Origin of the sequence: Halorubrum marinum (assembly GCF_048381195.1) — an archaeon.
Lineage (GTDB): Archaea > Halobacteriota > Halobacteria > Halobacteriales > Haloferacaceae > Halorubrum.
In genome coordinates this window covers 614,135-640,391 of record NZ_JBLWMM010000006.1, presented here as the reverse complement: position 1 = coordinate 640,391, position 26,257 = coordinate 614,135, and the positions used below count along the sequence as shown (strand labels likewise).

The following is a 26,257-nucleotide window of genomic DNA, read 5'->3' as shown; positions in this document are numbered from 1 at the left end:
CGCCTTGCGTAGCTAAACTCATGGCAGATCTCCCTGTCCCTTGGACAGGAAGAGACGCACCTCGGTCTCTCCGGGTTCAGGGCGCTCCCCGGCTGCAGGGTCCTGGCCTACCACGGACTCGAACGGGCGATCGGAGTCCACGAACTGGCTCCGGGGGAAGAATCCCGCCGCGAGGACGAGCTCCCTGGCACGAGTCCAGTGTCGGCCGACGACGTCCGGTACGGCGGTTTCTCGCTCCTCTCCGATAGACGGGGTAACGGTCACGAGAGTGCCGTCGTCTACCCAGATGCCAGCCTCCGGTCGCTGCGATATGACCTCCCCTGGCGGTCGGTCGGAAAAGACCGGGTTCACTGAGTTCCCTTGCAGTCCCAGCGATTGGAGGGCCGAAATTGCGTCAGTCTCACTCAGGCCTACAACGTCCGGGACGGTCACCCGACCCGCCACCAGGTTTCGCATCACGTCCTGAGCGTCGCCGGTCAGGGCAGCCGAGCTGTGTCCAACGTGTGGCACAAGTTCCAGACGGGTTCTACCTACACGCCCTTCAGCGTCTGCCAGTGCGAGCATGTCGTTGACCCATTTGTCACTTATCTCGAGGCGCGTAGTACCGTCGGCCGCGAGGTCTTGGTGAAAGGCATCCGTGCCCACCCGAGTCGCCGTCAGTTTCGGGTTCCCCCTCACACTGACTCGCGTCGTGTCGTTACTTCCCTTGCGACATTTCAGGCTCAACTGCATCTCTGCGGTATCGCTTGCCACCCCCTGCAGCGGAACCACGATGCTCTCGGTCCCGCTGCCAGCCGCACCCATCTGGAGCGCGTAGGTGTCAACGACATCACCATTGCTGAACAGCGTGCACCGTACGGTGGCGGGGAACGGATCGGCGTCCTCCGTGTCAGTAAGGACCACCTTGCCGCTCACCACGTAGCGTCCGGGCGGGACAGATTGATTGAGGACCGTCGTGTACTCCGGTGACTGGGCGATGTCGTCGGGACCGCTGGAGCCCTCCTCGTGGAAGGCATCCGTGCCCACCCGAGTCGCCGTCAGTTTCGGGTTTCCCCTCACACTGACTCGCGTCGTGTCGTTGCCCCCCTTCCGACATCTCAGGCTCAACGCTATCTCCGAGGTGTCGTCCGTCACGCCCTGCAGCGGAACCACGATGCTCTCGGTCCCGCTGTCGGCATCACCCATCTGGAGCGCGTAGGTATCGATGACGCTCCCGTTGCCGAACAGCGTACACCGCACGGTAGCGGGAAACGGATCGGCGTCCTCCGTGTCAGTAAGGACCACCTTGCCGCTCACCACGTAGCGTCCGGGCGGGACGGATCGGTTGAGGACCGTCGTGTACTCCGGTGACTGGGCGATGTCGTCGGGACCGCTGGAGCTCTCTTCGTGGAAGCCGTCCGTACCCACCTGAGTGGCCGTCAGTTTCGGGTTCCCCCTCACCCTGACTCGCGTCGTGTCGTTGCCCCCCTTCCGACATCTCAGGCTCAGCTGCGTCATCCCCGAGCTGGTAGTGGTCACGCCCTGCAGCGGAAACACGATGCTCTCGGTCCCGCTGCCAGCCGCACCCATCTGGAGCGCGTAGGTGTCAACAACGTCGCCATCGCTGAACAGCGTGCACCGTGCAGTGGCGGGGAACGGATCGGCGTCCTCCGTGTCAGTAAGGACCACCTTGCCGCTCACCACGTAGCGTCCGGGCGGGACGGATTGATTGAGGACCGTCGTGTACTCCGGTGACTGGGCGATGTCGTCGGGACGGCTGAACCGCTCGCAATGGGCTCGCCGACAGGGTTGTGAGTCCCTGTCTCGATCGCCGATAATAACGCTTACCGGCAGACCGGTAGCCTGTACCCACCCCTCGGGATCCGGCGTGACGTCGACCTCCAGCGGTTCGTCGTCGTTCCAACTGCTCTCATGTTCGATGCTTCCCATCCCGTAGTGCCACGGGGCCTCCTCGTCCGGGAACGCGTAGCGTCCGGGTGCGCTCAGTACCACTCCGAGCAAACGTTCGGGGTGGCGGACCAGATACCGATTGGCGAACTGTCCGCCCGCGGAGTGTCCGTAGAGATAGAACCGGTCCTCCGAGGTCGGGGCGAGCAGCGTCTCGACCTCTTCGAGAATCAGATGCAGGAACTCATCGGCGCCGACCTCCCGTCCGTAGAGGCCCCGGTAGCCGCCGTACGCATAGCCGTCGTCGCTGGCGTAATTATCCTGGTCGTAGGCGGGCGCGACAATGACCGCGCCCGTGGAATCCGCGAAGCCGGTCCAGCGGTTGATGAAGGTCTCGGCCAGTGCCGCCACGTCCTCGGTCTCACCTGGAGTGCCGTGGACGACGACCACCACCGCCGAATCGAACGAGTAGCTGCCGGGGACATAGAGTTGGTACGTCCCGTGCTCATGATTCTGCTCCAACACCACTCCTTGCTGAGCGGCCGGGCTACTCATGATTCGGCCCGTGTACTAGTTCCCGCCCCTCACCGCGGCCACGGCGATCCGTAGCATAGGCGGTTGCGTGTTCCGTGAACGCGGCTCGGACATCGAACAGGTCCCGTCGCCCTCCACGTCCGTGGCTGGCGATCTCTGTACCGTCGTCCGAGACGGCTCGGTGACGTTTCAGTTCCTCGGATGTGTGCGGTAGGGTGTTATTCATGAGATGACTCACGTGTACCGTTTCTGCGAGTCAGCACATTACGCTATTTCCTGAAATATCGGCAGGAGGTGACCGATCTGCAGGAGGTGACCGGACCGGAATCCGAGAGAAAAAGTCGGTGAGCGATAGGCGCTGTATGCAGCGCGGCTGCTGAAAGCTATCGCCGACTGAGTACGAACGCCGAAACGGTCGAAGCGCGTCGTCCAACCGCCGGAAAAATACGTCAGTCGCCCGCCGGCGTTGGCCCGTCAGTCGTCGTCGCTCGATGCGGGGGACCCGCCGGGAACCGCCGCCGGTGTCGGCGACACGTTGAGCGTGTATCCGGTCGCCGCGATGACGAACAGCGCGAGCGGCGAGAGGAACGCGAACAGGAAGTACGGCGCGTACTCCAGCGTCGGGACGCCGGTGACGCCGGCCATGTAGACGGCGCCGGCGTGCCACGGGAACAGCGCGCCCGTCGGCGTCCCGGCCGCCTCCACCGCGCGCGAGAGCTGGTCGCTGTCGAGGCCGAACTCGTCGTAGGTGTTTCGGAGCGTGACGCTCGGCAGGACGATGCTCATGTACTGTTGCGCGGTGAGCGCGTTGATGACGATCGCCGAGACGCCGGTGCCAGCGACGAGGGTGCCCGGGCTCCGAACCGCCGTGGTGAACGCGTGAGCGATCACCGCCAACACGCCGGTTCGCTCTAAAATCCCGCCGAGCGACAGCGCGGCGACGACGACGGTGATCGTCCACGCGGACCCGGTGAGCCCGCCCGTCGCGAGCAGGTCGTTCACGAGCTCGGACCCCGACTCGGGGGCGGTCCCGTACATGAACGTGTCCCACGCGGCGACGAACCCGGCCCCCTGCACGAGAATCGTCGTGAGCACCCCGGCGAAGACGCCGGCGACGAGGGTCGGGAGGGCGGCGTACCCGCGCAGCGCGAGGCCGAAGGTGACCACGAGCGGAACGAACGCGAGCAGCGTGATCGCGTAAGTCTCACCAAGCGCGCCCTGGATGTCGGCGATCCGACCCGCGGGAATCGCGCCGTCGGCGCGGAGGCCGAGCGCGAGAAAGCCGAGGACGGCGATCCCGAAGGCGGCGAGTGTACCGGCCCGCATCCGCCGAATGTGTGCGTACAGATCGGTGTTGGTGACGCCGGCGGCGAGGTTCGTCGTGTCCGAGAGCGGCGACTGTTTGTCGCCCGCGTACGCCCCCGAGAGGACGGCTCCGACGGTCATCGGGGCGGGAACGCCGAGCCCTGCGCCGATCCCGACGAAAGCGACACCGAGCGTCCCGACCGTGGTCCACGAGGAGCCGATAGCGAAGGCGACGACCGCGGCGACGACCGCGGCCGCCGGGAGGAACGTCGACGGAGAGAGGATCTCCAGCCCGTAGTACATGAGCCCCGGGATGGTGCCCGCGCTCACCCAGGTGGCGATCAGCCCGTAGATCGTGAAGATGATGAGCAGCGCCTGCAGGCCCATCACGAGCCCGTTGGCGACGCCGTCGAACAGCGCTTCCCAGTCGTAGCCGAGCCAGAGGCCGAACGCTCCGACGAAAGCGATACTCCACAGCAGCGGCGCGTGCGGATCGAGCCCCAGATACGCCGAGCCGACACCGAGGAACGCCACGACGGCGAGGACCGGAACGAGCGCCGCCGCGAGGCTCGGTCGTCGATCCGGATCGAGGTCGTCGAACGTCGTGGGCGTGAACGAGTTCGTCATGGAAGCGCATATTCCTTTGAAGCATAAATATATCTCGAAATATGCACAGTAAGGATAACGATCGTTCATCGGTATCGGCGGGGGGATTCCTCGCGTTTCCGACCATGTGCCGCTCTGACGCGGGACTCGCCGAACGGACGGTCTTATACGCGTCGGCGGCGAAGTCAGGCCAACATGATATTTGAGGGCCTCCCGACGACCCCCCGATCGGAGGAACTCGTCGACAAGGCGTTCTCGCGGGCGGCGCGCGCAGGACGCGCCAAACACGGTCACGACGCCCAGGAGTCGATGCTGCGGACGGCCGGAAACGTGCTCTCGGACAACTTGGAGAACGTCGTCGTCTCGTGGCCGGACTTCGGCTTCGACGTCGATCCGTTCTACTACGAGCTCGCGGACGCCATCGTCGACGTCGATCGCCTTCGGCAGGCGCTTTCACAGGTGATGTGGGCGAGCCGCCAGATCGAAGATCTCCGCGACGAGTACACCACGAAGGTCCGTAACTCCGACGTCGAAACGGCTCGAAAACACCGGAAGCAGGCGTTCGCGCGCATGGCCGACGTGATGGACCAGATCGAAGACGACCTCCGCTACATCGGCGATTCGCGGGACCAGTTGAAGGTGCTCCCGGACGTGCGACCGGACGAGCCCGCGATCGTGATCGCCGGCTACCCGAACGTCGGTAAGTCGTCGTTCGTCAACCGAATCACTCGCGCGTCGAACGAGATCGCCGAGTACCCGTTCACCACGAAAGGCGTCCAGATCGGGCACTTCGAGCGGGACCACATCCGGTACCAGATCGTCGACACGCCGGGGTTACTCGACCGGCCGGCAGACGAGCGCAACGACATCGAGCGACAGGCGGTCAGCGCCCTCGAGCATCTCGCCGACGTCGTCGTGTTCATGCTCGATCCGTCCGGCGACTGCGGCTACCCACTCGACGTCCAGCTCGAACTGCGCGAAGAGGTCCGTGAGCTGTTCGGGGACGAGGTGCCGTTCCTCACGGTCGCGAACAAACACGACCGCTTCGAGGCGGTCCGAGCGGAGTCGGTCGACGCCACGATGAGCATCACCGAGGACGAGAACGTCGAACACGTCCTCGACATGGCGGTCGAAGCCGCCGCCTTCGAGCCCGACCTCCCGACGCGCGACGGCGGTGAGTAGGGGCGCAGCGAGTCGAGGAGTCGCGCGTCGAGGGGTCGACCCGGCGTCCGATAGACGTGTCGTGTGCGTCTTCGCGATGTCCGCCTTGCAGGCGTTTTCTCTCAGGCCTCAGCGGCGTACACGACGGTAACGGTGACTCGCACGCTCACGTCGCCGGTCTCGATACCCGTGCCCGGTGCACCGCCGTCGTCGGCTTCCGCGAGCATCGCGGTGTCGCGCATCACGTACGGGGTCGACCGGGTGTCGCCGATCGACACCGAGTGCGCGCCGGTGACGGCGAGGTCGCTCGCGTCGGCGATCGCCGCGGCGTCAGCGTCGGCGTTTGCGACTGCCGCGGCGATCGCCTCGTCGCGGACCTCGCGTTCGCGCTCCTCGCTCAGCCCGAACTGAACCCGCTGTACCTCGTCCGCGCCGGCGTCGACGGCGACGTCGATGACCTCGCCGACCGCGTCGACATCCTCCACGTCGACCGCGTACCGGTGGACGCCCTGATACGCCTGCCGGTCCGGGTCCTCTCGCGACTCCCGCGTTTCGCGGACGTCGTAGCGGTCCGTCCGGATGTCCTCCTCGTCGAGCCCCCATTCGGCCAGCGCCGCCCGCAGCGACTCGTCACCGGCCGCGAGGTCGTTACGGACCGCCGCAGAGGTCGGTCCGGTTGCCGTGACCGCCACCCTGAGGGTCGCTCTGTCCGGCTCCGTCGCGGCCTCACCGCTCGCCGTCACGTCGATACTCCGGTCGAGGGCGCCGTCGTCGCCCAGTCCCGTGTCGGCCGTCGATCCGCCGATCCCCGCACAGCCCGCCAGTCCGACGAGCAGCGCGATGCCGACGACCGCACCGATGCTCCGCGTTCGTGTCCGGTTCATGTGCGGGTACACGGCGGGTACGGATAATACACCGCCGAAAGGACAAACAGCCGTTTTTGTTATTGATCCAGCTCGGAGACAGGCGCCGGCTCAGTTCGATCGGCGGTCGCCGTCGGTATCGTCAGTGTCGTCGCTGTCGTCAGTGTCGTCGCTGTCGTCAGTGTCGTCGGTATCGTCAGTGTCGTCGCTGTCGTCGCTGTCGTCGCTGTCGTCGCTGTCGCCATCGTCGGATGCCGTCGTATCTGCATCGGCGTCCTCCGGCTCATCGTCGTGGTCGGTGACGACCGCTCTGTCGGGCGGGAACTCCTCGTCCGCCTCCGTCGCTTCCGCGGCCTCCTCATCGTGCTTGACTTCTTCGCCAGCGACCGCGGAGACGGAGTTCCTCTCGGGTCGGTCCGGTTCGGCCGCGGTCGGCAGTCCCTCGTTTCGGCGACCCCTGCCGAACAGCCGGTCGCGGATCGAACGGTGCTGCGGTCGCTCGGCGAGCAGCACCGAGCAGTCGACGTCTTTGAGCACGTCGAGGTGCAGCGTGTCAGAGATGAGCCGCGACAGCAGCCCCTTCTCCGTCGCACCGATGATGACGAGCGTGTGATCGACGGCCTCGCGGGCGATCGCCGCCTCGACGTCGCCGCTATCGTCGACCGTCAGTTCGGCGTCTGCCAGCTCGTGGTCGGCCGCCCACGCCGCGAGGGACGCTTCGGCGTCCTCCCGGCCCTCGGGGTCGTCGACGACGTGTAGCAGCGTCACCTCGGAACCGGCCCTCCGCGAGAGAACGCTCGCGACCTCGGCGGCGAGCGTCGAGTCCGGACCGCCCGCGGTCGGCAGGAGGATCCGGGAGGTGTCGAGATCCTTCTCGCTCAGGATGAGGAAGTCACAGGGGAGCTGGTTGGTGAGCTCGTCTATCGGCCGCTCGGCCCGCGCTGCGCTCCAGAGCTGGTCGTCGCCCCATCCCATCAGTACCGTCTCGGGACGGGTCCGGCGGGCCATGTTGAACACCTCCTCGAACGAGCGATGGGTGACGACCGTCGACGTCGACACGTCGACGTCGTATCCTTCCGCGGTCTCGCGGAGGCCGCTCATCTGCTCCTCGGAGACGTCCGCGATCCGGCCGCCGCTGCTCCCGGAGCGGAGAGACATCTTATTCGGCGCCTGCACCACGTGGACGATGTGGACGAGCCCGTCGTCGTGGTCGCTTGCGAGCGCGCTCGCGAGTTCGACGATCTTCTCGTCCGTGCGGGGGTTCGTGATCGGCACCATCACGCGGTACCCCTCGTTGGCGAACAACGCCGCCTCGGCGGTGTCGAGGATGGGGACGTACGAGCGACCGGCCGCCCGTCCGAGCACCCACTCGGGGACCGAGAGCCGCCGCGTCATACCCTCGAACCGCGCCTCCGCGAGCCGCTTCTCGCTGGTCTGGTAATAGTTCACGAGCGTCACGAGGACGACGCCCCCGAGCGTGTTCCCGAGCAGCACGGGAAGCACGAACTCCGTCATTCCGCCGTACAGGGTGATGCCCCCGTCGTGTAGCCCCATGTTCTGTGCGAATAGCAGGTATATCACCTCCGTGAACGAGACGACGACGTGGTACAGGTTACCGAGGGGGATCGCGAGGAACGCGAGGTAGACGACGAGCAGTCGAGTTACCGAGTTCGTCGACGCGAATCCGACCCAGACGACCCCGGCGACGATCAGGCCGGCCACCGCTCCCTTGAAGAACAGCGACCACCAGCCGACCTCGAAGCCAGCGCTGGAGACGTAGATCGCCGCCTCGATCGTTTCACCGGTAAAGACGCCGCCGTACGACAGTACCAACGCGCCGATCGCGCCGCCGACGAAGTTGCCCGCGAGCACGATACTCCAGTGCCGCAGCAGCGTGGGGAGGCTCGCGAGCCGCTCCAGCGTCAGCGCGACGGGCGGGAGCGTGTTCTCGGTGAAGAGCTGGTAGCCGCCGACGATGATGTAGATGAAGCCGAGCGGGTAGAGAAGCACGCTCAATACCGGGTGGCCGTCTGTCGCGGCCGTCATCGAGGCGTATAGGAGGAACGTTATCGTGATCGCGAGTCCCGCCGCGATCCCGCTGAAGAACAGCTCCCGCTTTCCCGAGGTCACTTCCTCGTCCGCGGCCGCGATGATCCGCTGGAACACTTCGTCCGACGAGAACCGGTCACGGACCGCCTCGCCGACGGCTGGTGCGCCGCTGCGGGACCGTTCGACGACGTCCCGTATCGAATCGCCGTCGGGCCGTGTTGAGTCAGTCACTGTCCGTACGGTGGTGGACCCGTATAAAAAGTGCTTCCTCTTTGGTCTGTGTGGGTGAAAAAACACGATCGGTTTCTTTTCTCGCGTGTGTCACCCCGATCGATCCACTATGTGACAGAGTAGTCCGGACAGATCAGATCCCGATGGAACGATCCGCCGTCAGGCTCGCTCGATCGTCACGATCCGAACTTCGACACGAACGTCGTCTCCGGTCGCGGCGTCGATCCCCCGATTGAGCGCCTCTGCGGTGCCCTCTATCTCGGCACCAGGCGGTGCACCGACGGTGATGATCGCGCGCTCGGTCTCCAGCGGGGGAATCGTTCCGGTCCGTTCGACGTCGAGTTCCAAAAGCTCCATCCCGGGGTCGAGCGCTGCGAGCTCGTCACCGACCGCCGTCCGGATTTCCGCCTCGGTCGTGGAGGCGGCGTACGACTCGTAGGTGACGCCGCCGAGGAACACCGAGAGGACGGCGATAGCGGCGACGAGGACGGCGACGCGCTTGAGGAACGCGGCGCGAGCGTCGTCCTCGCGGAACCAGCGCTGCGGTCGGTACCCCTCGTACCACAGGACGATCAGCGCCGACAGGTTGATCGAGAGGACGTTCACCGCGACGATCACGCCGGCACCGAGGACGAGTCGGGGAATCGCGAACGCGATTCCGATACCGACCGCGGCGGCCGGGGGGATCAGGGCCACGGCGATCATCACGCCCACGAGCGCCGCGGAGACGCCCGTCATGAGCGAGACGATGCCAGCGATGCCCGCGCCGATCGCCACGACGAGCACGAGGACGTTCGGGGCGAGCCGCTCCGACACTTCGGCGAGCTGGATCGGGTCAAGCCCGGGCGGGACGAGCGCGAGCGTCCGGAGAGCGAACGCGAACAGCGTCGCCGCCGCGATGGCGACGAGGACCCCGACTACCTGCATCCGGACCCCGCGTTTGAACATCGATTCGTCGTCGACGACGGTACCGATCGCGGCTGACATCGCGGGGCCGATGAGCGGCGCGATCACCATCGACCCGACCACCGTCGCCGGCGAGTTGAGGAGCAGCCCAGCCGTGGCGATCACGGCGGAAATCACCGTCATCAAGACGTACGTCCTCATTCCGGAGGCAAGCTCGTCGGCCTTCGCCTGGAGCTCCTCCCGTGAGATGTGGTCTCCTCCGCGATCGGACTCCGCGGCGTATTCGTCTTCGAGCGCCTCGAAGCGCCGAGAGATGACCGTCTCCGCGGCGACGATCACCGTATACGTCCGCTCGTCGATCCCGGCCTCGCGGAGCCGTTCGAGGACTGGCTCGACGGCGGCGGTCGGAAGCGGGAACGTCGCGACCGCGGTGTACTCGCGCCCGCTGGTCTCGTCGGTGACGACGTAGTCCACTCCCTCCTCGTCGAGCGCTCGAACCACGGCCGCGCGCTTCCCCGCCGGGATCATGACCTGAACGAGTCGCACGATCGGTGATGTACGCCGACGGGGGATATAAGGGTCGGTGGCTGGGCAGGGACATCGAGCGTTCGACCCCGCGCGAAACGGAACTTTAATGCGCGAATCCCTCGCACCTTCGGACAAGAATGCTCTCGCCGCTGGTCATCGACACGTTCCTGCTCGACTACCACCTCGGGCACGTCCTGCTGCTCGGGTTCGTCGTCTCGCTGCTGGGAGCCGCGCCGCTGAAGTCCCAGCGGGTGATCGCGTCCGTGTTCGCCGGCTTCGGCCTGATCTTCATCGTCGCGCCGAACACGACGATGCCGCCGACGTACATCCTCCTCGGTATCCCGCTCGTCCTCATCGGTGCGCTGCTGTGGACGATGGCCGACTGACGCGGCGACGATCACCGAGCGGTCTCCCGTTGTTCGATCCCGCTCCTTTTTGCACTCCGGGCGACACTGGTCGCCATGGTCACGGTACGGGCACCCGCCACGAGCGCGAACCTCGGCAGCGGGTTCGACGTGTTCGGAGCGGCCCTCTCTCGGCCCGCCGACGTCGTCACCGTCGAGAAGGCGGCCGAGACGACGATCGAGGTCACCGGGGTCGGCGCGCAGTACATCCCTGAGGACCCGAAGAAGAACACGGTCGGCGCCGTCGTGGACGCCCTCGACGCGCCCGCCCGTATCCACATTGATAAGGGCGTTCGACCCGCCTCCGGGCTCGGTTCCTCGGCCGCCAGCGCCGCCGGCGCCGCGGTCGCGCTCAATCGGCTGTACGAACGGGGGTACTCGCGGTCGGAGCTGGTTCCGATCGCCGCGGAGGGCGAGGCCGTCGTCTCCGGCGTCGCCCACTCCGACAACGTCGCGCCCTCGATCCTCGGCGGGTTCACGGTGACGACGACGGAGACGACCCACTCCGTCGACGCCTCCGTCCCCCTCGTCGTCTGTCTGCCCGACGTCGCGGTCTCCACGCGCGACGCCCGGCGCGTCGTCCCCGAGACCGCGTCGATGGAGTCGCTCGTCGAGACGGTGGGAAACGCGGCGACGCTCGCGATCGGGATGTGTCGCTCCGATCCCGACCTCGTCGGCGCGGGCATGAACGACCCGGTCGTGACGCCCGAACGCGCGCGCCTTATCACGGGCTACGACGAGGTTCGGAGCGCCGCGTTCGACGCCGGCGCCGCGGGCGTTACCGTCAGCGGGGCCGGTCCGGCGATCATCTCGGTCTGTCGCGACGGCGACCGTCGGGCCGTCGCCGCCGCGATGCTCGACGCCTTTGCCGAGGCGGGCATCGACGCCCGCGCCTACCAGACGCGAATCGGGCAGGGGTCGGTCGTGTTGGACGAGTAGGTGGCTCCGCTCGGACGGCGACGTCGCCGGTCCTCGATCTGTGAGTCCGGCTACCGGGTTGCCACCGGTTGAGCAGCGGCGAAAGGGGGGTAACTGTGTTCTCGGCCGTCGCTTAGCTGTCGGCCATACTCCGGCAGGATTCGGCGCACTCCGTGAGAACCTCGGCGCAGACCTGGCAGTGGTCGGCGTCGTGGCGCTCGCACTCTTCGGCGCACTCCTCGCAGGCGTCGGCGCAGGCCTGTGCGAGCCGCGCGCTGTACTTCGAGCTTCGCGCCATGAAGCGGGCGTGGAGGGACGTGAGGTCGGCGACGTCCCGGCAGAGCCGGGCGCACTCCTCCATCTCAGCGTTGCCGAGGCACTCGTCGGCACACCATTCACACGCCTGGGCGGCCTCGGTACAGTTCTCGATACACTCGCGCTGCTCGTCGTTCAGGCCGTCGATTTTCGAGACGGTGTCTGAAAAAGACATACATCGTGTCGTACAGCCAGTGACCGCATAAACGATGAGCCTGCCAATGAAAGGGAATGAACCGAGGGCGTCGGACGCTCACACGATCTTCATCATCCGCGTCTCGAACTTACCGACGCGCACCCGGACCCACCCCGCCAGTTCATCGTCGAGCTCCGGGTCGTCGGTGTCCACCCGAAGCGCTCGCACGTCGTCGAGCTTCGCCCGCGAAGCGACGATTTGCACGTCGCACTGCCGGATCACTGCCGGCGACAGCTGCGGGTTACCGCGCCCGAAGACGAACCCCTGCCCGCCGATGGGCGAGACGACGATCACGTTCTCCTCGCCGAGCGCGTCGAGGATCGCCGACTCGTTCGCGTCCCGAACGACGACCTCCCCGTCGCGCCAGACGTCGACGCCGATCGGCGAGGGTTCGAAGTCGAGTTCCGCTTTAATCGCGCCGACCGTCGACCCCGGACCGAGCACGAAGGTGACGCCCTCGCCGTCGCGGTCACGGATGTCGTCGGCGACCCCTTCCGCCAGGGATTCGACCGTCCCGCTCGCGGTCTGTTTCGACGACTGGAGGTCGTCGGCGACCGGCACGCGCGCGACCGCGCGAAGCTCCGGGTGGACCTCCCCCTCGCGGTAGGCGTCCTCGTCGATGTCCATCACCTCGCGGCGCTCGGTCCGCGAGAACGTCGCCGCGATCTCCGCGGCGTCCTCCGGTGAGACGCCGAACACGGAGGAGTACACCTTGACGCCGGCGGGGACGCCGAGCATCGGAATCTCGGACCCCAGCTGTTCAAGCGTCACCGCGACGTCCGTGGCGGTGCCGTCGCCGCCGACGAAGAGGATCAGATCGACGGAGTCGACGTTCTCTCCGTCGCCACCAGCGGTACCACTGCCACCCCCCGCCGCGAACGCCTCGACGACGCGGGCGGTGTGCTCGGCGGTCGTCGTCGTCGGGTCCGGACGGTCCGGACGGTCCGCCTCCGACCGCGCGAACGGGTCGACGACCCGGACCGGCTCGAAGCCCGCCTCGCGGACCAGCAGCTCGCCCATCGGATCGGCCGCTGTCGAGATCGTCGTCTCCGGAGCGACCGTCGCGAGTCGTTCGAGCGCTCGACGCGCGCGGTCCGGCGAACGCGGCTCCGCGCCGCGGGCGAGCGCCTCGTCGACCTTCCCGTCGGTTCCCTTCAGTCCGACGCGGCCGCCCATCCCGGCGACGGGGTTCATCACGAATCCGACGTGCATACGTCGCACTTCGACGGCCGCGACTTAAGCGGCGGCGTCTCACCGGCAACACGAGAGCCGATCCCGCCCCGAATCGCCCGACAATCAATACTTAAGACGCCCCCAGAACAACCTCGATTCATGATCCTCGAAGCCGCCGTCACCGAGCCGCTCCCGATCAACGCGACCGCCGCCGTCGTCCTCGTCGCGAGCCTCGCGCTCGTCGCCGTGTGGGTCGCGTATCTGTATCGGTGAGCGCCTGACGAGTCCGTCTCGCTCGGTACGACCGGATGCAGATACGTGACACCGGATCGACGGTGAACGCCGCCAAAGCCCCGGCCGCGAGGCGCGGACCGTTTCGCTACTTCGAGTCGACGATATCGACCAGCTCAGACCGCTCGCGGACCCACGCGGCCGCCCGCTCCGCCTCGTCGGCGGTCGCCGCGGTGATCTTCACTGTCACGCTCTCGCCCGGGTAGGAGCCGACGCTCACGTCGAACGCCTCCTGAAGCTCGGTGAACCGGTCCAAGAGCGCGCTCTCCGGCTCGTCGACGTCCACCGTGACGGTGTGAGTCGGCGTGCCGTCGAACTCGTCGACGATCGACTCGAACATCGCCTTCATCTCCGTCGGCACGCCCGGAAGGACGTACACCGACTCGACGACCGCACCGGGTGCGACGCCGGCCTCGTTGGAGAGCGGCCGACAGCCCGCCGGGAGGTGCGTCGTCTCCGCGGTGAGGTCGTCCGCGCTGTATCCGTGGTCCGCGAGCCACGCGGCCGCCTCCTCGTTCTGGACGCACTCCCGGCCGAACGCGGCCGCGACCGCCTCCATCGTCACGTCGTCGTGCGTCGGTCCGAGGCCGCCGGTGACGATCACGGCGTCGTACTCGGCGTGGTACTCGTTGACGACTCTCGCGATCTCGGCGACCTCGTCCGGGACGACGGTCACGCGGCGAACCGGTACGCCGCGGTCGGCAAGCCGAGCGCAGAGCCACGTGGCGTTCGTGTTCTCGGTGTCACCGACGAGAAGTTCGTCCCCGACGGTGACGATGGCTACGTTCATACGCTAAACAAGGCGGTGCGCGTTCAAAAGGTCGCTGGAGTCGGAGACGCGCGGACACCCCCTACGGCGACGAGGGGGCTCTGATCGCGACGGCGGACTTCCGCTACTCGTCGTCGTCCTCGTACACGCCGAGGCCCATCTCTCGTCGCTTCTCCTGCAGCTCCTCAAGCTGTCGGCGGAAGTAGACGGTCCCGACTCCGGCGACCGCGACCGCGATGACGAGGATCACGCCGAAGACGAGCAGATCGGTCTCGCGGTACGACTGGACCACGATCGATCCGCTCGTCACCGAGTCCCACGTGATTCGGTCCCGTCCGTTCACGGTCACGACCTCGTGATCGCGCGGCGAGACGTGACCGACGAGCGGAACGTCGGTGCTGAAGCCCTCCGGCAGCGTCACGGCGTACGACCCCTCGACGTAGGTGAGGCTGGTGAAGCGGCGGGGGGAGCCGGCCGCGGTGAAGGCTATCTTTCCGGCCTCCATGTCGTCGGCGAACCGGATCCACGTCTCGTCCGGCGTCCGGTCGACCTCGCCGCCGCGAGCGCGGAACTCGCTGCCGTCGATCACTTCGCCGCTGGGGTAGTGGTACCGGAACGCCTCGAATTCGAGCGGCTGATCGCCCGCGTACACCGTCCCGCCGTACAGTCGAAGCTCGTCGATCTCGGAGACGTTGTACACGACGGTGTACTGCCCGTCGGTCGCGAGGTCGAAGTCGGCGTCACGGTCGGTGTCGAAGTCGTACTCGCGTGGCGGGTCGGCGTCCAGCGTCTCGTTCGCGACCTCGCCACCGCCGGTCACGTAGCCGAGACAGCCGGCGCTGACGACCAAGAGGAGGACGAGCGCCGTCGCGACGAGGAGGCGTCGGTTCACGGTGTCAGTTCATCTCAGACGACACAGCGCATCTCGGCCGGGAGATACGAGCCGATCGAGGCCAACAGGCCCGGCGGGTCGGTGTTCTCGGTGCAGACGATGCTCTGTTCGAGCAGCCCGAGCCGCTCGACGGTGATGATGTCTTGGGCGTGGCCAGCGCGGTTCACCGTCGCGCGGACCTCACCTCGAGTCGCGGAGTTGACGGTGACTCGCCCGTCGCCGCGCTGCCAGTCGTACAGCCGGTCGCGCTCGGCGTCGGCCAGCCGGTTCGGCTCCGCGTTCGGGTCGCCGACATCGCCGCCGTAGACGAACCGCATGGGGAGGTGTTGGACCAGCCCGAACCGCTCGACGACCTGCGCCGGGGACCCCCTACCGAGCCCGATCTCGTCGGCGGGGACGAACACGTCCTCGCCCGCGTCGAGGACGAACCCGTCGTCGTCCCACGATTCGAGCGTGCCGATGTACTCCTCGCCGGGCGCTAAGCCCTCGTCGTGTGCGACGATCTCGCCCCACGTCTCGGCGAGGACGTTGCGGGCGACCGCCGCGTCCTCGCCGGTCACGTCCACCTGCACGAAGTCGTCGTCGCGGACGCCGACCTGCCAGTCGACCGCCAGGTCGCCGATATCGTTGCCGACGAGGGAGTTCATCCCGTCGAGCGCTCGGTCGCGGGCGTCGCCCTCGACGTAGCACTTGGTTGCGAGAACGACCATTATCCGGTCACGTCCACGTTGAGCTCGTCACGGAGCTCCTCGATGCGCTGGTCCATCGCCTCGCGGAGCCGGTCGTTGTCCATCGCCTCGACCGGGGAGCCGCACTCGGGGCACTCGAAGCCGAAGTCCATCGCCTCGCCGAACTCGAACCGGATCGAACACACCTCACACAGGTAGAACTCGTGGGTGCGCTCGTACTCCTCGCGGTCCTCCAGGGCGTCGAGCAGCCGGTACATCTCCTCTTCGAGGTTCTCCGGAATGTTGTCGTAGTGGAACGTCCAGAGGTACGTGAGCCACCCGGAGTCCTCGTCGCGCACCCGACGATAGGTGGCCAGATCGTTCTCGTACAGGATGAACAGCGCGCGGCGGACGTCGTTAAGCTCCAAGCCGAGCTCCTCGGCCAGCTCCTCGTCGGTGACCTCGCCGTCCGGCGGCGCGGCCGCGACCGGCATCCCCGTCGGTCCCACCAACTCGTGGAGGTACTTCTGGATGACGGGGTCGTTCAGTAGATCCTCAAAAGCCATTACCCGAATTTGGGAGTGGAATCGGGTTAAAAGCTCCGAAAGCTACACCCCGACGACACCGCCGAACGGGCGCGTCGCTCCGGCAAAGCTTTACGCCGGGTGGCTGACGGTTGTGTCGTAATGGGAGGACACGGGCGGGTCGGACGAGCGGTCGGCGCGGTCGCGCTGCTGGCGGTGCCGGTCGTGATCGTAGCGCTCCCCTCCGTCCCGCTCTTCGCCCTCCTCGGTCCCGTCGGACTCGACGTCTTCGGGCCGGGAGCAGTCGGCGGGTTCGTCGCCGCCGCCGTGCTCGGCGTCGGCGGCTCCGCGCTCCTCGGCCCGATTCTCGTCGACCGGCGGATAGATCGGCTCCCCGAGGCCGGACTGGAGGACCGCCCTGCCGACTTCGTCGCCGACCGCGTGGCGACGCTCGCGGACGAGGTCGGCGTCGACGCGCCGTCCGTGATCGTCGTCCGCGCCGACGCCGCCAACGTCGCCGCAGTCGACGGGTACCGCGGCTCGCGGCTCGTCGTCTCGACCCGACTGCTCTCCCTCCCGCAGGACGACCGCGACGCCGCGCTCCGACACGCGCTCGTCCGGATTCGGACGAAGCAGGCGGCGGTCACGACCGCGCTCATCCCGGCGTTGGCGCTCGTCGAGACGCTCGCGCTCGCGGCTACCCTGCTCGTCGGGCGGCGCGACGAGCGGACCGCGGCGGACCGCCGCGTCAACCGGATTCACGGGTACGAGCCGGAGCGGAACCGCGTCCCGTCGTGGGCGTACGCGGTCGCCGGGCTCGTCTTGTGGCTGATAGCGCTCCCCGCGTGGATCCCGGCGGCGGTCGGCGACCGCCTCTACGTCGCCGGGGGCCGACGACGCGCCGACGCGGCGGTGGCACGGCTCGGCGCGAGCGAGCGCGACGGGCTCGGGAACGCCGTCGCGTTCGCGAGCGACGCCGTCGGCGCGGCCGACTGGCCGCCGCTCTTGGACCGGCTCTCGTTCGTGTCGATGGCCGACGCCGAGACGGGTCGCGTTCGCGGGACGAGCCGGCAGGAGGCGCGCGTTCGACTCGCGCGGCTGCGCTCGAAACGGAGCTTGTAGGGGCGGCGCGAACTCCCCGTAGCGTGTAGGGGCGGCGCGAACTCCTCGTAGGGTCGGTGTGGACCCCTCGTCAGGGATCGATCGGAACCGAGAGTCCGATCGTCGTGCCCCCGTCGTCCGCCGACACCGAGAACTCCCCACCGGCCTTATTCACGACCCAGTACATGAGCCAGATCCCGAGCCGATCGGCGTGGGTCAGGTTGGTTTCGCCGTGTCCGAGCACGTGGACCTCGTGGTCCGGAATCCCGGGACCGTCGTCTTCGATCTCGATTGCGATCCACTCGGGACCCCGTCGTTCGACGCGGACCGCGACCGTGGGCTCGGTCCGGTCGTTGTGTTTGACGGCGTTTTCGACGGCTTCCTCGATCGCGGTCACGAGGCCGACGACCGTCACGTCGAGCGAAGCGTCGGGAAGCGAGAGGGAGAACGTCGCGTCCGGATACCGGTCGCTCATCCGGCTCACCAGTTCGGGTAACCGCTCGGTGAGGTCAGTCGCGCTGTCCGCAGACGGCGTCTCGGCGAGCGCGTGATCGATTTTACGGACCGTCTCCGCGATTCGCATCAGATCGTCCGCCGTCTCGGAGATGATATCGAGCGGCTCCTGAGACGCCTCGTCGTCAACCGTGCTCCGGAGCAGCTCGGCGTAGCCGTCGATGAGGTTCATCTTGTTGCGGAGGTTGTGATTGAGCACGCGGCCCATCACTTCCAGTCGCCGCTCGCGGATCTTCCGGTCGGTGATGTCGGTCTGGAAGCCGACGTAATGAGTGACCTCGTCGTGCTCGTCGCGGAGCGGCGCGATCGTGAGCCGATTCCAGAACGTCTGCCCGTTTCGTCGGTAGTTCAGGATATCGGTCGAGATCGGCTGCTCCTCGTCTAGCGCCGCGCGGATTTCGGCGCGGGTATCGGGGTCCGTCTCCGTTCCCTGCAGGAACCGGCAGTCCGCGCCGAACATCTCCGAGCCGTAGCCGGTGAGCGTTTCGAAGCCGTGATTCGTGTACACCAACGGGTTCTCGCCCTCGCCCGACTCCGCGACGGTGATGCCGACCGGAGCCTCGTCCATCGCCCGCTCTTTCAGCCGGAGGTCCGCGACGGTCTCCGTGAGCCGCCGCTCGCGTTCGGCGAGCCGGAGCGACGTCCGACGACGTTCGACGAGGTTGGCGATCCGCGAGCGAAGCGCTCGCTTTCGAACGGGCAGTTCGACGATATCGTCGACGTGCTCCCACGCGTGATCCCGCATCGGTGCGGTGTCGTCACCGACGAGGAGGACGAAGGGGAGAAAGACCGGTGCCGCAAGCGCTCGTCGCGGCTGGATCGTGCCGGCGACCCGGGTGAACTCGTGTGCGTCGAAGACGCAGCAGTCGAACGTCGATTCGAGCGTCTCCACGTCCGTCGTCGTCTCGACGGCATACCGCTCGCTCAGCGCCGCCGTCAACAGCTCGCGGTTCCGACCGGGTCGCATGAACAGCAGGATCCGGGGGATGTCGTCGAGTTCGGGCGGTTTCTCCGGATCGGTGGCGGGTTCAGGCGGCCCCGAGTCGTCGTCGGGTTCAGGCGGCCCCGAGTCGTCGTCGGGATCGGACGACTCCTCCGGATCGCTCGCGGGGCCGGGCGACTGTTCCGGAGTGTCGGCATCTTTGAACGGCGGATCCCCCTTGATCCCGCCGGAAGGCGGCCCATCGCCGGTCTCATGTGGGCCTGCGTTCATCTTCTCTGAGGGGAGTGTACACACGCACTAAGAGCTATCTGTCTGAGACGATAGAACTCTGCCGTACCGGTGGCCGCGACGGAGTCATCCGCTGCCGCTGTCAACGCGGTTGGTATAATACCCGGCGCGCTCACGATCCGCACATGTCACCGTCACTCGCGGAGCGAAAGTCGACAGGGAGTTCCGGACTCGACGAGATTCTCTCCGGAGGCCTCGTGCCACAGCGGAGCTACATGGTCCGCGGACAGGCTGGCAGCGGCAAGACGATACTGGGCTTTCACTTTCTGCAACAGGGGATCGACGAGGGGGAAACGGCGCTTTTTATCAACCTCGAAGAGGATCTCCGCGATCTCAAATCCAACGCGGCGGCGTTCGGCTTCGACACCGACGCGATCGAGTTCCTCGACCTGAGCCCGTCCGCGGCCGAGTTCACCGAGGATCAGTCATACGAGGTGTTCAGCGCCGCCGAGGTGGAACAGGAGCCGCTCACCCAGCGGATCGTCGATGGCGTCGCTGCGGTCGATCCCGACCGCGTCGTCGTGGATCCGCTGACGCAGCTCCGATTTCTCATGTCCGACGAGTATCAGTTCCGCAAGCAGGTCGTCGGATTTATGCGCTTTTTGCGGGATCAGGGCGCGACGGTCGTGTTCACCGTCCAGAACACCGAATCGCATCCGACCGACGACCTCGAATTCATCACGGACGGAACCGTTCGACTGGGAACCGAGGAGTACGGAAAGACGATATCGGTGCCGAAGTTCCGCGGGTCATCGACGCAGAGCGGGAAGCACGCCTACCGGATCACCGACGCGGGCATCGAGGTGTACCCGGCGCTCCAGCCCGGGGAACACACGGGCGGGGTCGACCTCGAACAGGTCTCCGCCGGCGTCGAAGAGGTCGATACACTGCTCGGCGGCGGGATCGAGCGCGGGACGGTCAGCATCCTCAGCGGACCGACGGGAGTCGGCAAGACGACGCTGGGGACGCAGGTCATGAGGGCGGCCGCCGAACGCGGCGAGCGCTCCGTCATCTACCTGTTCGAGGAGACGAAACAGACCTTCCTCGCCCGCTCTCGAGCGGTCGACATCCCGGTCGACGAGATGATCGAACAGGGCACGCTACAGGTGAACGAGGTGGAGGCACTCGAACGGTCGCCACAGGAGTTCGCGCGAATGGTCCGGGAAGAGGTCGAAGCGCGGGACGCGGACATCGTGATGGTCGACGGGATCGCCGGGTACCGCCTGACGCTCCGCGGCGAGGACGGGATGCTGCTCCAGCAGATGCACGCGCTGGGTCGCTACCTGAAGAACATGGGCGTGACGGCGATATTCATCGACGAGACGCGGAACATCACGGGCGAGTTCCAAGCGACCGTCGAGAACATCAGCTACCTCGCCGACAACATCGTCTTCCTGCGGCACCTGGAGCTCGACGGCGAGATGCGAAAGGCGATCGGCGTGTTGAAAAAGCGGACGAGCGACTTCGAGCGAACCATCCGAGAGTTTCGCATCACGGGAGACGGAATCGCCGTCGGCGAGCCCATGTCGGGAGTTCGCGGCATCCTGAGCGGGACTCCGGAGTTCGTCGACCGGCGAGCGGACGGGAGCGATTCTGCGGCCGGAGACGACGAGTAGGTCAGTTCACTTCGCTTCGCTGCCGCTGTCGGCGGCTTCGTCCGCGTCGACGACCGTCTTTCCGGTGGCTTCCGGGACGACCCTGCGGTCGGCGTCGACCCACTCGCGTTCTAACTCCGCTCCCTCGAAGATCCGGTCTAAGAAGACGGCGAGTCCGGCGACCTCGGAGTGCGGCTGGTTCGTCACGCCGACGTTGAAGTCGGCGCGCTCGTACAGCGCCCACGGCACCTTCTCACCGCCGACGACGACGAGGAGGTCGCGGGGCGCGGCGGGAGATTCCTCGTCCGAATCGGCGGGCTTGCGGTCACCGAGCCCGACCGCCGCTCGGATCTCGGCTTCGACGTCTTGGATCCGTTCGCCGTACATCGTGAGGTGAACGACGACCCCCTCGAAGTTCCGGACGATCGCGTTCTGGTCCTCGCGAAGCTCGACCTCGAAGGGGCCGCCGAACCGATCCGTGATGTCGCGGACCGTCTCGGCCGACTGGCCGGCGTTGTCGGGGAATACGACCCGATCCGCGCCGAGCGCGCGGGCCGTGAGCCCGACGTGCGTCGTCATGCGGTCGTCGCGGCCCGGCCGGTGACCGTACCGGAGGACGACGACCTCGCGTTCCTCGTGCATACTCGGAGGAACGGGGGGACGGCCGTGGTCCTTTCGATGCGGACCGACACGGACGCCGCTCGACGGCGACCTCGCCGAGCATCCGGCTCCCGAAGACCCACGAACATGGATCATTCGAGTGATCGACGGTGAGAGGTGACCACGTAAGTGAAAGATTCATTTGTGAGGCGGTCGCCGAGTGAGGTATGACGAGCGTCAAGGAGTTCCGCGTCGACGAACCCGCAAGCGCCGACAGGCTCGGTCGCGGTCGGTTCGTCTTCACGGACGCCTACTCGGTGTTCGACTGGGGACAGATGCCCGACGCCATCCCGCGGAAGGGCGCGAGCCTCTGTACGATGGGCGCGTTCAACTTCGAGCTGCTGGAAGCGGAGGGGGTCCCGACCCACTACCGCGGCGTCGCGGACCCCGACGGCGATGAAGTCGTACAACTCGCCGGGGCGAGCGCGCCGCCGACCGAGATGGCGATCGGTCTGACACGGGTCCCGGACCTGCCCTACGAGGGCCCCGAAGCGGGCTACGACTACGACGCGTTCCACGCCGCGGGCGGCGACAACTACCTCGTCCCCCTCGAAGTCGTCTTCCGAAATCGGGTTCCCGTCGGGTCGAGCCTCCGCCGCCGCACTGCGCCCGCCGACTTCGGGCTCGACGATACCCCCGGAATCGACGCCGAGGCGTGGCCGGACGGCCCCGTCGACCTCCCGGAGCCGGTCGTGGAGTTCTCGACCAAATACGAGGAGCAGGACCGGTACCTGACCCGCGCCGAGGCCGACGCGATCGCGGGCGTCGCCGACGTCGAGGCGCTCGAATCGCTCGCTCGCGAGGTGAACCGCGTCGTCACCGAACGGGCCGACGAAGTCGGCTTCGTCCACGAGGACGGGAAGATCGAGTGCCTCTACTACGACGGCGAGCTCCGCGTCGCCGACGTGGTCGGGACCTTCGACGAGAACCGCTTCTCGTACGGCGGTCGCGGGATCTCGAAGGAGGTCGTCCGCCAGTGGTACAAGGCGAACGATCCCGCGTGGGTCGACGCCGTGAGCGACGCGAAGGCGGCCGTCGCCAACCGCGACATCGACGACTGGCGCGAGCTCTGCGAGGTCGAGCCCGACCCGCTTCCGCCCGCCGTCGTCGACGCGGTCTCGGCGATGTACGCGGCCGGGACGAACAGGTACACCGGCCGAGAGTGGTTCGACGCGCCCGACATCGACGCGGCGCTCGACGCGGTCGACGAGCTGTAGGTCGGCGGCGTCGGCGACTCGTCTCCCGACCCCGCGGAGAACGGCCGAGAGAACCCTCACGATCGACGAAACGCGTGAGAACCTCTTTAGCCCCGACGCGTGTGGATCGACGCATGTCCACTGACGACGACTTCGGGGAGCGGCTCGAAGCGCAGACCGCCGCGTACCTCGATCGGATCGGCGACTGTGTCGCTCTGCTCCCGCAGGCGCTCGACGAGTACGCGAACGACGGCTCGTACCGCGAGACGGTCGCCGAGATCGCCGCGATCGAGAGCGAGTGCGACGACCGAGTCAGGACGATTACCGGCACTATCACCAACGCCGGCCCGGACGACATCGGCCTGTTGAACACCCGGATCAACTTCAACGAGTCGGCGCTGCTCGACTTTTATACGGAGCTCGACGTGGTTCCGAACCACACAGAGCGGATCGTCCAAGAGGTGCTCATGATGCAGCCCGACGCCGGCGTCGACTCCTTCCGCGACATGCGCGAGATGGCCGACCTGATCGTCGAGATGACCGCGGTCCTCGGCGACGTCGTCGAGCGGTTCGTCCACGGACTGGCGCGCAGCGACGCGACCGAGACGCTCACGGCGGGGATCGAGTCGATTCGCGACTCGGAGAGCGCGTGCGACGAGCTGCGCAACGACGCCATCGAGACCGCCTTCGCCGACGGCGCGATCGACCAACCGCTCGTCTACCGAGAGCTCGCGATCCTCTTGGACGAGCTCGCGAACACCATCGAGGACCTCACCGATCGGATGGTCGTCATCGCCAGCAAGGAGCCGGGGATCGTCACTGAGGCGGACCCGAGCGGCGGTTCGGCGTGAGCCGCGTCTCGATGTGAGCCGCGTCTCGATACGAGCCCGGCTTGCGGGTGCGGTGTAGCCCGCCCCACACGATCGCGTCGTGACGAATCGAGCGCTTACCGCCGCGCCCAGTCGAGCATGCGCTGATAAAACGGGTCCGACGAGAGCGCGTCGGCGTCGCCGACGAGCGTCAGCTGCTTTTTCGCTCGCGTGAGCGCGACGTTCATCCGGCGGTGGTCCTCGAATATCGGTCCGTCGAGGTCGCCGGTCGCGACGAGCGAGACGACGATAACCCCCTTCGAGGAGCCCTGGAAGCGGTCGACCGTGTCGACGGTCACGTCGACTCGCTTGCCGATCTCCGCGACCTGCGCGCGGAACGGAGCGATGACGCCGACGTCGTCGGGGTCGACGCCCGCGGCGAGGTAGGCGTCGACGATCGCTGCGACGCGCTCGGCCTCCCGGACGTTGCGGTTCCCGTCGCGCTCGCCATCGGGATCGACGAAGCTCACGCCGCCCGTGAGTTCGGGGGCGAGGTCGTTCGAGTCGACGCCGAGGTCGGCGAGCGTCTGTCCGGCCACCTCGGGGGTCGCCGGGCGGAGCGCGCCGTCGTAGAACTCCGCGGAGGCGAACGCCTGGATCCGCTGGCTCATCCGGTACTGCCGGTCGAGCATGACGCTCGCGTCCGGGTAGGTCTCGATGAGCCGCTGGAAGAGGGAGGTCTGGAGGTCGTTCTCCGCGCGGACCACGGGCGGCAGCTGCTCGTGGTCGCCGACGAGCACGAACCGGTCCGCGAGGTTGATCGCGGCGTGGGTGCCCGGCTCCGTGAGCTGTGAGGCCTCGTCGACGAGCGCCACGTCGAACTCGCACTCGCGCATGACCCGAGAGCCGCAGGCGGCGGTGGTGGCGGCGACGACCGGCGCGTCCCGCAGTTCGGCGGCCTTCGCGTTCGGGTCGCCGCGCTGGACGAGCCGCACGTCCTGCATGTCGCTTCGGACGCCGGTCTCGGTGCCGACCCGTAGCACGGTGTCGAACCCCTGCTCCCGCAGCGCTTCGAGGGCGTTGTCGACCGCGCGGTTCGTGAACGCCGAGAGCAACACCCGATTTCCCTCGGCGACGAGCGCGCGGATCGTCCGGGCGATGGTGTACGTCTTCCCGGTGCCGGGCGGCCCGTGGATCAGCGCGCAGTCCTCGGCGTCGACGGCGAGTTCGACGGCCTCGTTCTGCGCCGCGTTGTTGTCGATGTAGGCGCCCGGCGCGTCCCGAGGGCGGTCCTGTTCCGCCCGGAACGCCGGCTCGCGCCGCCCGAACAGCACGTCCTTGCGCCGCGCGCTCCCTTTTAAGATCGCGTCGTGGAGCGCGGTGAGCGACCGGTCGACGGAGATCTCCGAGGGGTACACGTCGAGGCGGCGGAGTTCGACGGGCTCGTCCGTCTCGACGACGACCTCGTCGCCGAGTTCGACGATCCGCCCGAGCTCGCCGTGGCCGGTGACCGGGTCGCCGTCGCTCGCGAGCGCCACGTCGCCCTCGCGGAGCTTGGAGACGGCGTCGCCGGGCTTGCGGGCGCGGAGCCGCCAGCGGTTCTCCGCGATCTCGGTCTGACCGATCGGGTCGAGGTCGACGAGCGCGCGGTCGTCCGCGGCCCGTTCCTCGGGCGTCTGCTCCCACAGCTTTCGGTACTCGGCGTGGGTCTCGCGGCGCTCCTCCTCTAAGGCAACGTAAAAGCGGTCGAAGTACTCGCGCTCTTCGGCGGGGACCGGCGTCCCGACGGACCCGGCCTTCGACTCCTGATCGAGGCGGCCGGAGACGACCATGCAGGTGTCCTGCTCGAAGCAGTACTGACAGGTCGCGTCGGCCTCGTACCCAGTCGGGACCGTCGGGCGCTCGCCGGGGTCGTTGAGCGCGCGCCACTCCATCGCGGCGAGGGCGTTGCGCTCGCGGACGACGAACGCCAAGAGCCCGCGCCCGACGGAGAACTCCTTGGCGGGAGCCAGGTCGCCGCGCTCCTCGTTGCGATCGAGGGCGGTGTTCTTGGTGTATAAGAGCGTCCCGATATCGGGGTCGACGCCGCGCTCCGCTAACATGAGGGCGTAGCAGGCGGCCTGGATCTTGTCCTGAAATCGCGGCTCGCGCTTGGTGTTTTTCCCCGTCTTTAACTCGACAGGGGTGCCGCGGCGGAGCGCGTCGGCGCGCCCTTTTAACCCGAACGTCGGCGAGATGAGGGTGAACTCCGATCGCCACGTGTCCTCGTCGGTGAGCGTGCCCTGCGCGAGCCACCCCTCTATCGCGGCCGCGTTGCGCCGGACCTCGTCGGCGACCTCCGCGGCCTCGTAGCCGAGGAGGCCGAGTTCGAGACCGGCCTCGTCGACGCGCTCTTCCACGGACGCCTCCAGCTCCATCCCGCGGAGGAGGTCGCCGAACACCTCGTGGACGATCGTCCCTTTGACCACCGGGTAATTGAGCGGAATGCCCGAGAGCTTGTTTAAGTAGTACATCCGCGGACACTGCACCCACGACCGGATCCCCGTCACGTCGACGAGGAAGTCCGGTTCGAGGACGACCCACGAGTCGCCGGTCGTCGCGTAGCCCGTCTCGCCGCCGAACTCGTCTTCCTCGGCGTCCGTGACGAGCAGTTCCATGCCCGGTTCGGCGTGGTCGGCGGTCTCGGTCCACTTCCCCCACAGCGTCACGTCGACCGGTGCGCTCGCGCCGCGGTCGGGGCGGATCCGCAGCTCGCGGAGCTCGCGGTCGCCGTACGACGTCGACACCGTCCGCGCCTCCCCGACGGAGAGGATCGGCCCCCGAACGTTCACGGTCGACGTGTGCGCCGGCGCCGAAAAACGCTGTCGGTGGGGATCATCGCCCGGCCGATCGGAGCCGACTCTCCCACCCGAACTGAAGCGAACCCTCGCGC

The 26,257-nt window shown here is 67.4% G+C and carries 21 protein-coding genes; 7 read left to right on the top strand and 14 right to left on the bottom strand.

All coding sequences use genetic code 11. The features are described 5' to 3' along the window. Window positions 1-18 precede the first annotated feature (18 nt). Both ACNSN4_RS12620 and arcD read right to left on the bottom strand, forming a co-directional pair. Window positions 19-2,442: an alpha/beta fold hydrolase gene (locus tag ACNSN4_RS12620; protein ID WP_418286167.1), complete on the bottom strand. Its 2,424-nt coding sequence runs from the start codon at window positions 2,440-2,442 to the stop codon at window positions 19-21. A gap of 453 nt (window positions 2,443-2,895) precedes the next feature. After that, the gene (gene arcD / locus ACNSN4_RS12615) at window positions 2,896-4,353 is read right to left on the bottom strand and encodes an arginine/ornithine antiporter ArcD (RefSeq protein WP_418286166.1); all 1,458 of its coding nucleotides are present in this window, start codon (window positions 4,351-4,353) and stop codon (window positions 2,896-2,898) included. A 174-nt stretch (window positions 4,354-4,527) separates the two neighbouring features. Between arcD and ACNSN4_RS12610 the strand changes: the two genes are divergently transcribed. Next, the gene (locus ACNSN4_RS12610) at window positions 4,528-5,514 is read left to right on the top strand and encodes an NOG1 family protein (protein ID WP_418286165.1); all 987 of its coding nucleotides are present in this window, start codon (window positions 4,528-4,530) and stop codon (window positions 5,512-5,514) included. Window positions 5,515-5,615: 101 nt separating this feature from the next. Here ACNSN4_RS12610 and ACNSN4_RS12605 read toward each other — a convergent pair whose 3' ends face one another. From ACNSN4_RS12605 to ACNSN4_RS12595, 3 genes are all read right to left on the bottom strand, one after another. Beyond that, entirely contained in the window at window positions 5,616-6,377 is a 762-nt protein-coding gene (locus ACNSN4_RS12605; RefSeq protein WP_418286164.1) for an SIMPL domain-containing protein, read from the bottom strand. Window positions 6,378-6,467: 90 nt separating this feature from the next. Beyond that, entirely contained in the window at window positions 6,468-8,636 is a 2,169-nt protein-coding gene (locus tag ACNSN4_RS12600; protein WP_418286163.1) for a formate/nitrite transporter family protein, read from the bottom strand. Between the two features lie 159 nt (window positions 8,637-8,795). Continuing rightward, complete coding sequence (locus ACNSN4_RS12595; RefSeq protein WP_418286370.1) at window positions 8,796-10,070, bottom strand: TIGR00341 family protein; 1,275 nt, start codon at window positions 10,068-10,070, stop codon at window positions 8,796-8,798. A 137-nt stretch (window positions 10,071-10,207) separates the two neighbouring features. Here ACNSN4_RS12595 and ACNSN4_RS12590 point away from each other — a divergent pair, with 137 nt between their 5' ends. Together ACNSN4_RS12590 and ACNSN4_RS12585 are read left to right on the top strand one after the other, a co-directional pair. After that, window positions 10,208-10,456, top strand: coding sequence for a DUF8006 family protein (locus tag ACNSN4_RS12590; RefSeq protein WP_418286162.1), 249 nt, complete (start codon window positions 10,208-10,210; stop codon window positions 10,454-10,456). 75 nt (window positions 10,457-10,531) lie between these two features. Beyond that, window positions 10,532-11,413, top strand: a complete 882-nt coding sequence (locus ACNSN4_RS12585; protein WP_418286161.1) for a homoserine kinase — start codon at window positions 10,532-10,534, stop codon at window positions 11,411-11,413. 112 nt (window positions 11,414-11,525) lie between these two features. Here ACNSN4_RS12585 and ACNSN4_RS12580 read toward each other — a convergent pair whose 3' ends face one another. The 6 genes from ACNSN4_RS12580 to ACNSN4_RS12555 all read right to left on the bottom strand — a co-directional run bounded on the left by ACNSN4_RS12580 (window position 11,526) and on the right by ACNSN4_RS12555 (window position 16,262). Next, window positions 11,526-11,882 carry a four-helix bundle copper-binding protein gene (locus ACNSN4_RS12580; RefSeq protein WP_418286160.1) on the bottom strand — a complete coding sequence of 119 codons (357 nt, stop codon included), beginning with the start codon at window positions 11,880-11,882 and terminating at the stop codon, window positions 11,526-11,528. Window positions 11,883-11,960: 78 nt separating this feature from the next. Beyond that, window positions 11,961-13,115, bottom strand: coding sequence for an ATP-NAD kinase family protein (locus ACNSN4_RS12575; protein ID WP_418286159.1), 1,155 nt, complete (start codon window positions 13,113-13,115; stop codon window positions 11,961-11,963). 340 nt (window positions 13,116-13,455) lie between these two features. Further along, entirely contained in the window at window positions 13,456-14,157 is a 702-nt protein-coding gene (locus tag ACNSN4_RS12570; protein WP_418286158.1) for a competence/damage-inducible protein A, read from the bottom strand. A 103-nt stretch (window positions 14,158-14,260) separates the two neighbouring features. Continuing rightward, window positions 14,261-15,028: a DUF5803 family protein gene (locus ACNSN4_RS12565; protein WP_418286157.1), complete on the bottom strand. Its 768-nt coding sequence runs from the start codon at window positions 15,026-15,028 to the stop codon at window positions 14,261-14,263. 14 nt (window positions 15,029-15,042) lie between these two features. Next, entirely contained in the window at window positions 15,043-15,738 is a 696-nt protein-coding gene (locus tag ACNSN4_RS12560) for a DUF2110 family protein (RefSeq protein WP_418286156.1), read from the bottom strand. Continuing rightward, window positions 15,738-16,262: a transcription factor gene (locus ACNSN4_RS12555; protein WP_418286155.1), complete on the bottom strand. Its 525-nt coding sequence runs from the start codon at window positions 16,260-16,262 to the stop codon at window positions 15,738-15,740. The genes ACNSN4_RS12560 and ACNSN4_RS12555 overlap by 1 nt, the downstream gene beginning before the upstream one ends. A gap of 120 nt (window positions 16,263-16,382) precedes the next feature. On the opposite strand from ACNSN4_RS12555, the gene ACNSN4_RS12550 reads away from it, so the two are divergent. Beyond that, the gene (locus tag ACNSN4_RS12550) at window positions 16,383-17,342 is read left to right on the top strand and encodes a hypothetical protein (RefSeq protein ID WP_418286154.1); all 960 of its coding nucleotides are present in this window, start codon (window positions 16,383-16,385) and stop codon (window positions 17,340-17,342) included. A gap of 70 nt (window positions 17,343-17,412) precedes the next feature. Here the strand turns inward: ACNSN4_RS12550 and ACNSN4_RS12545 are convergent, their stop codons facing one another. Then, window positions 17,413-19,047, bottom strand: a complete 1,635-nt coding sequence (locus ACNSN4_RS12545; RefSeq protein ID WP_418286153.1) for a PAS domain-containing protein — start codon at window positions 19,045-19,047, stop codon at window positions 17,413-17,415. A gap of 143 nt (window positions 19,048-19,190) precedes the next feature. On the opposite strand from ACNSN4_RS12545, the gene ACNSN4_RS12540 reads away from it, so the two are divergent. Further along, window positions 19,191-20,681, top strand: coding sequence for an ATPase domain-containing protein (locus ACNSN4_RS12540; RefSeq protein ID WP_418286152.1), 1,491 nt, complete (start codon window positions 19,191-19,193; stop codon window positions 20,679-20,681). 6 nt (window positions 20,682-20,687) lie between these two features. On the opposite strand, the gene ACNSN4_RS12535 is transcribed toward ACNSN4_RS12540, so the two are convergent. Beyond that, window positions 20,688-21,302 carry a tRNA (cytidine(56)-2'-O)-methyltransferase gene (locus ACNSN4_RS12535; protein ID WP_418286151.1) on the bottom strand — a complete coding sequence of 205 codons (615 nt, stop codon included), beginning with the start codon at window positions 21,300-21,302 and terminating at the stop codon, window positions 20,688-20,690. A gap of 185 nt (window positions 21,303-21,487) precedes the next feature. On the opposite strand from ACNSN4_RS12535, the gene ACNSN4_RS12530 reads away from it, so the two are divergent. Both ACNSN4_RS12530 and ACNSN4_RS12525 read left to right on the top strand, forming a co-directional pair. After that, window positions 21,488-22,537 carry a phosphoribosylaminoimidazolesuccinocarboxamide synthase gene (locus tag ACNSN4_RS12530; protein WP_418286150.1) on the top strand — a complete coding sequence of 350 codons (1,050 nt, stop codon included), beginning with the start codon at window positions 21,488-21,490 and terminating at the stop codon, window positions 22,535-22,537. Between the two features lie 113 nt (window positions 22,538-22,650). Then, the gene (locus tag ACNSN4_RS12525; protein ID WP_418286149.1) at window positions 22,651-23,367 is read left to right on the top strand and encodes a DUF47 domain-containing protein; all 717 of its coding nucleotides are present in this window, start codon (window positions 22,651-22,653) and stop codon (window positions 23,365-23,367) included. Between the two features lie 95 nt (window positions 23,368-23,462). On the opposite strand, the gene ACNSN4_RS12520 is transcribed toward ACNSN4_RS12525, so the two are convergent. After that, the gene (locus ACNSN4_RS12520; protein ID WP_418286148.1) at window positions 23,463-26,156 is read right to left on the bottom strand and encodes an AAA domain-containing protein; all 2,694 of its coding nucleotides are present in this window, start codon (window positions 26,154-26,156) and stop codon (window positions 23,463-23,465) included. Between the last annotated feature and the right edge of the window lie 101 nt (window positions 26,157-26,257).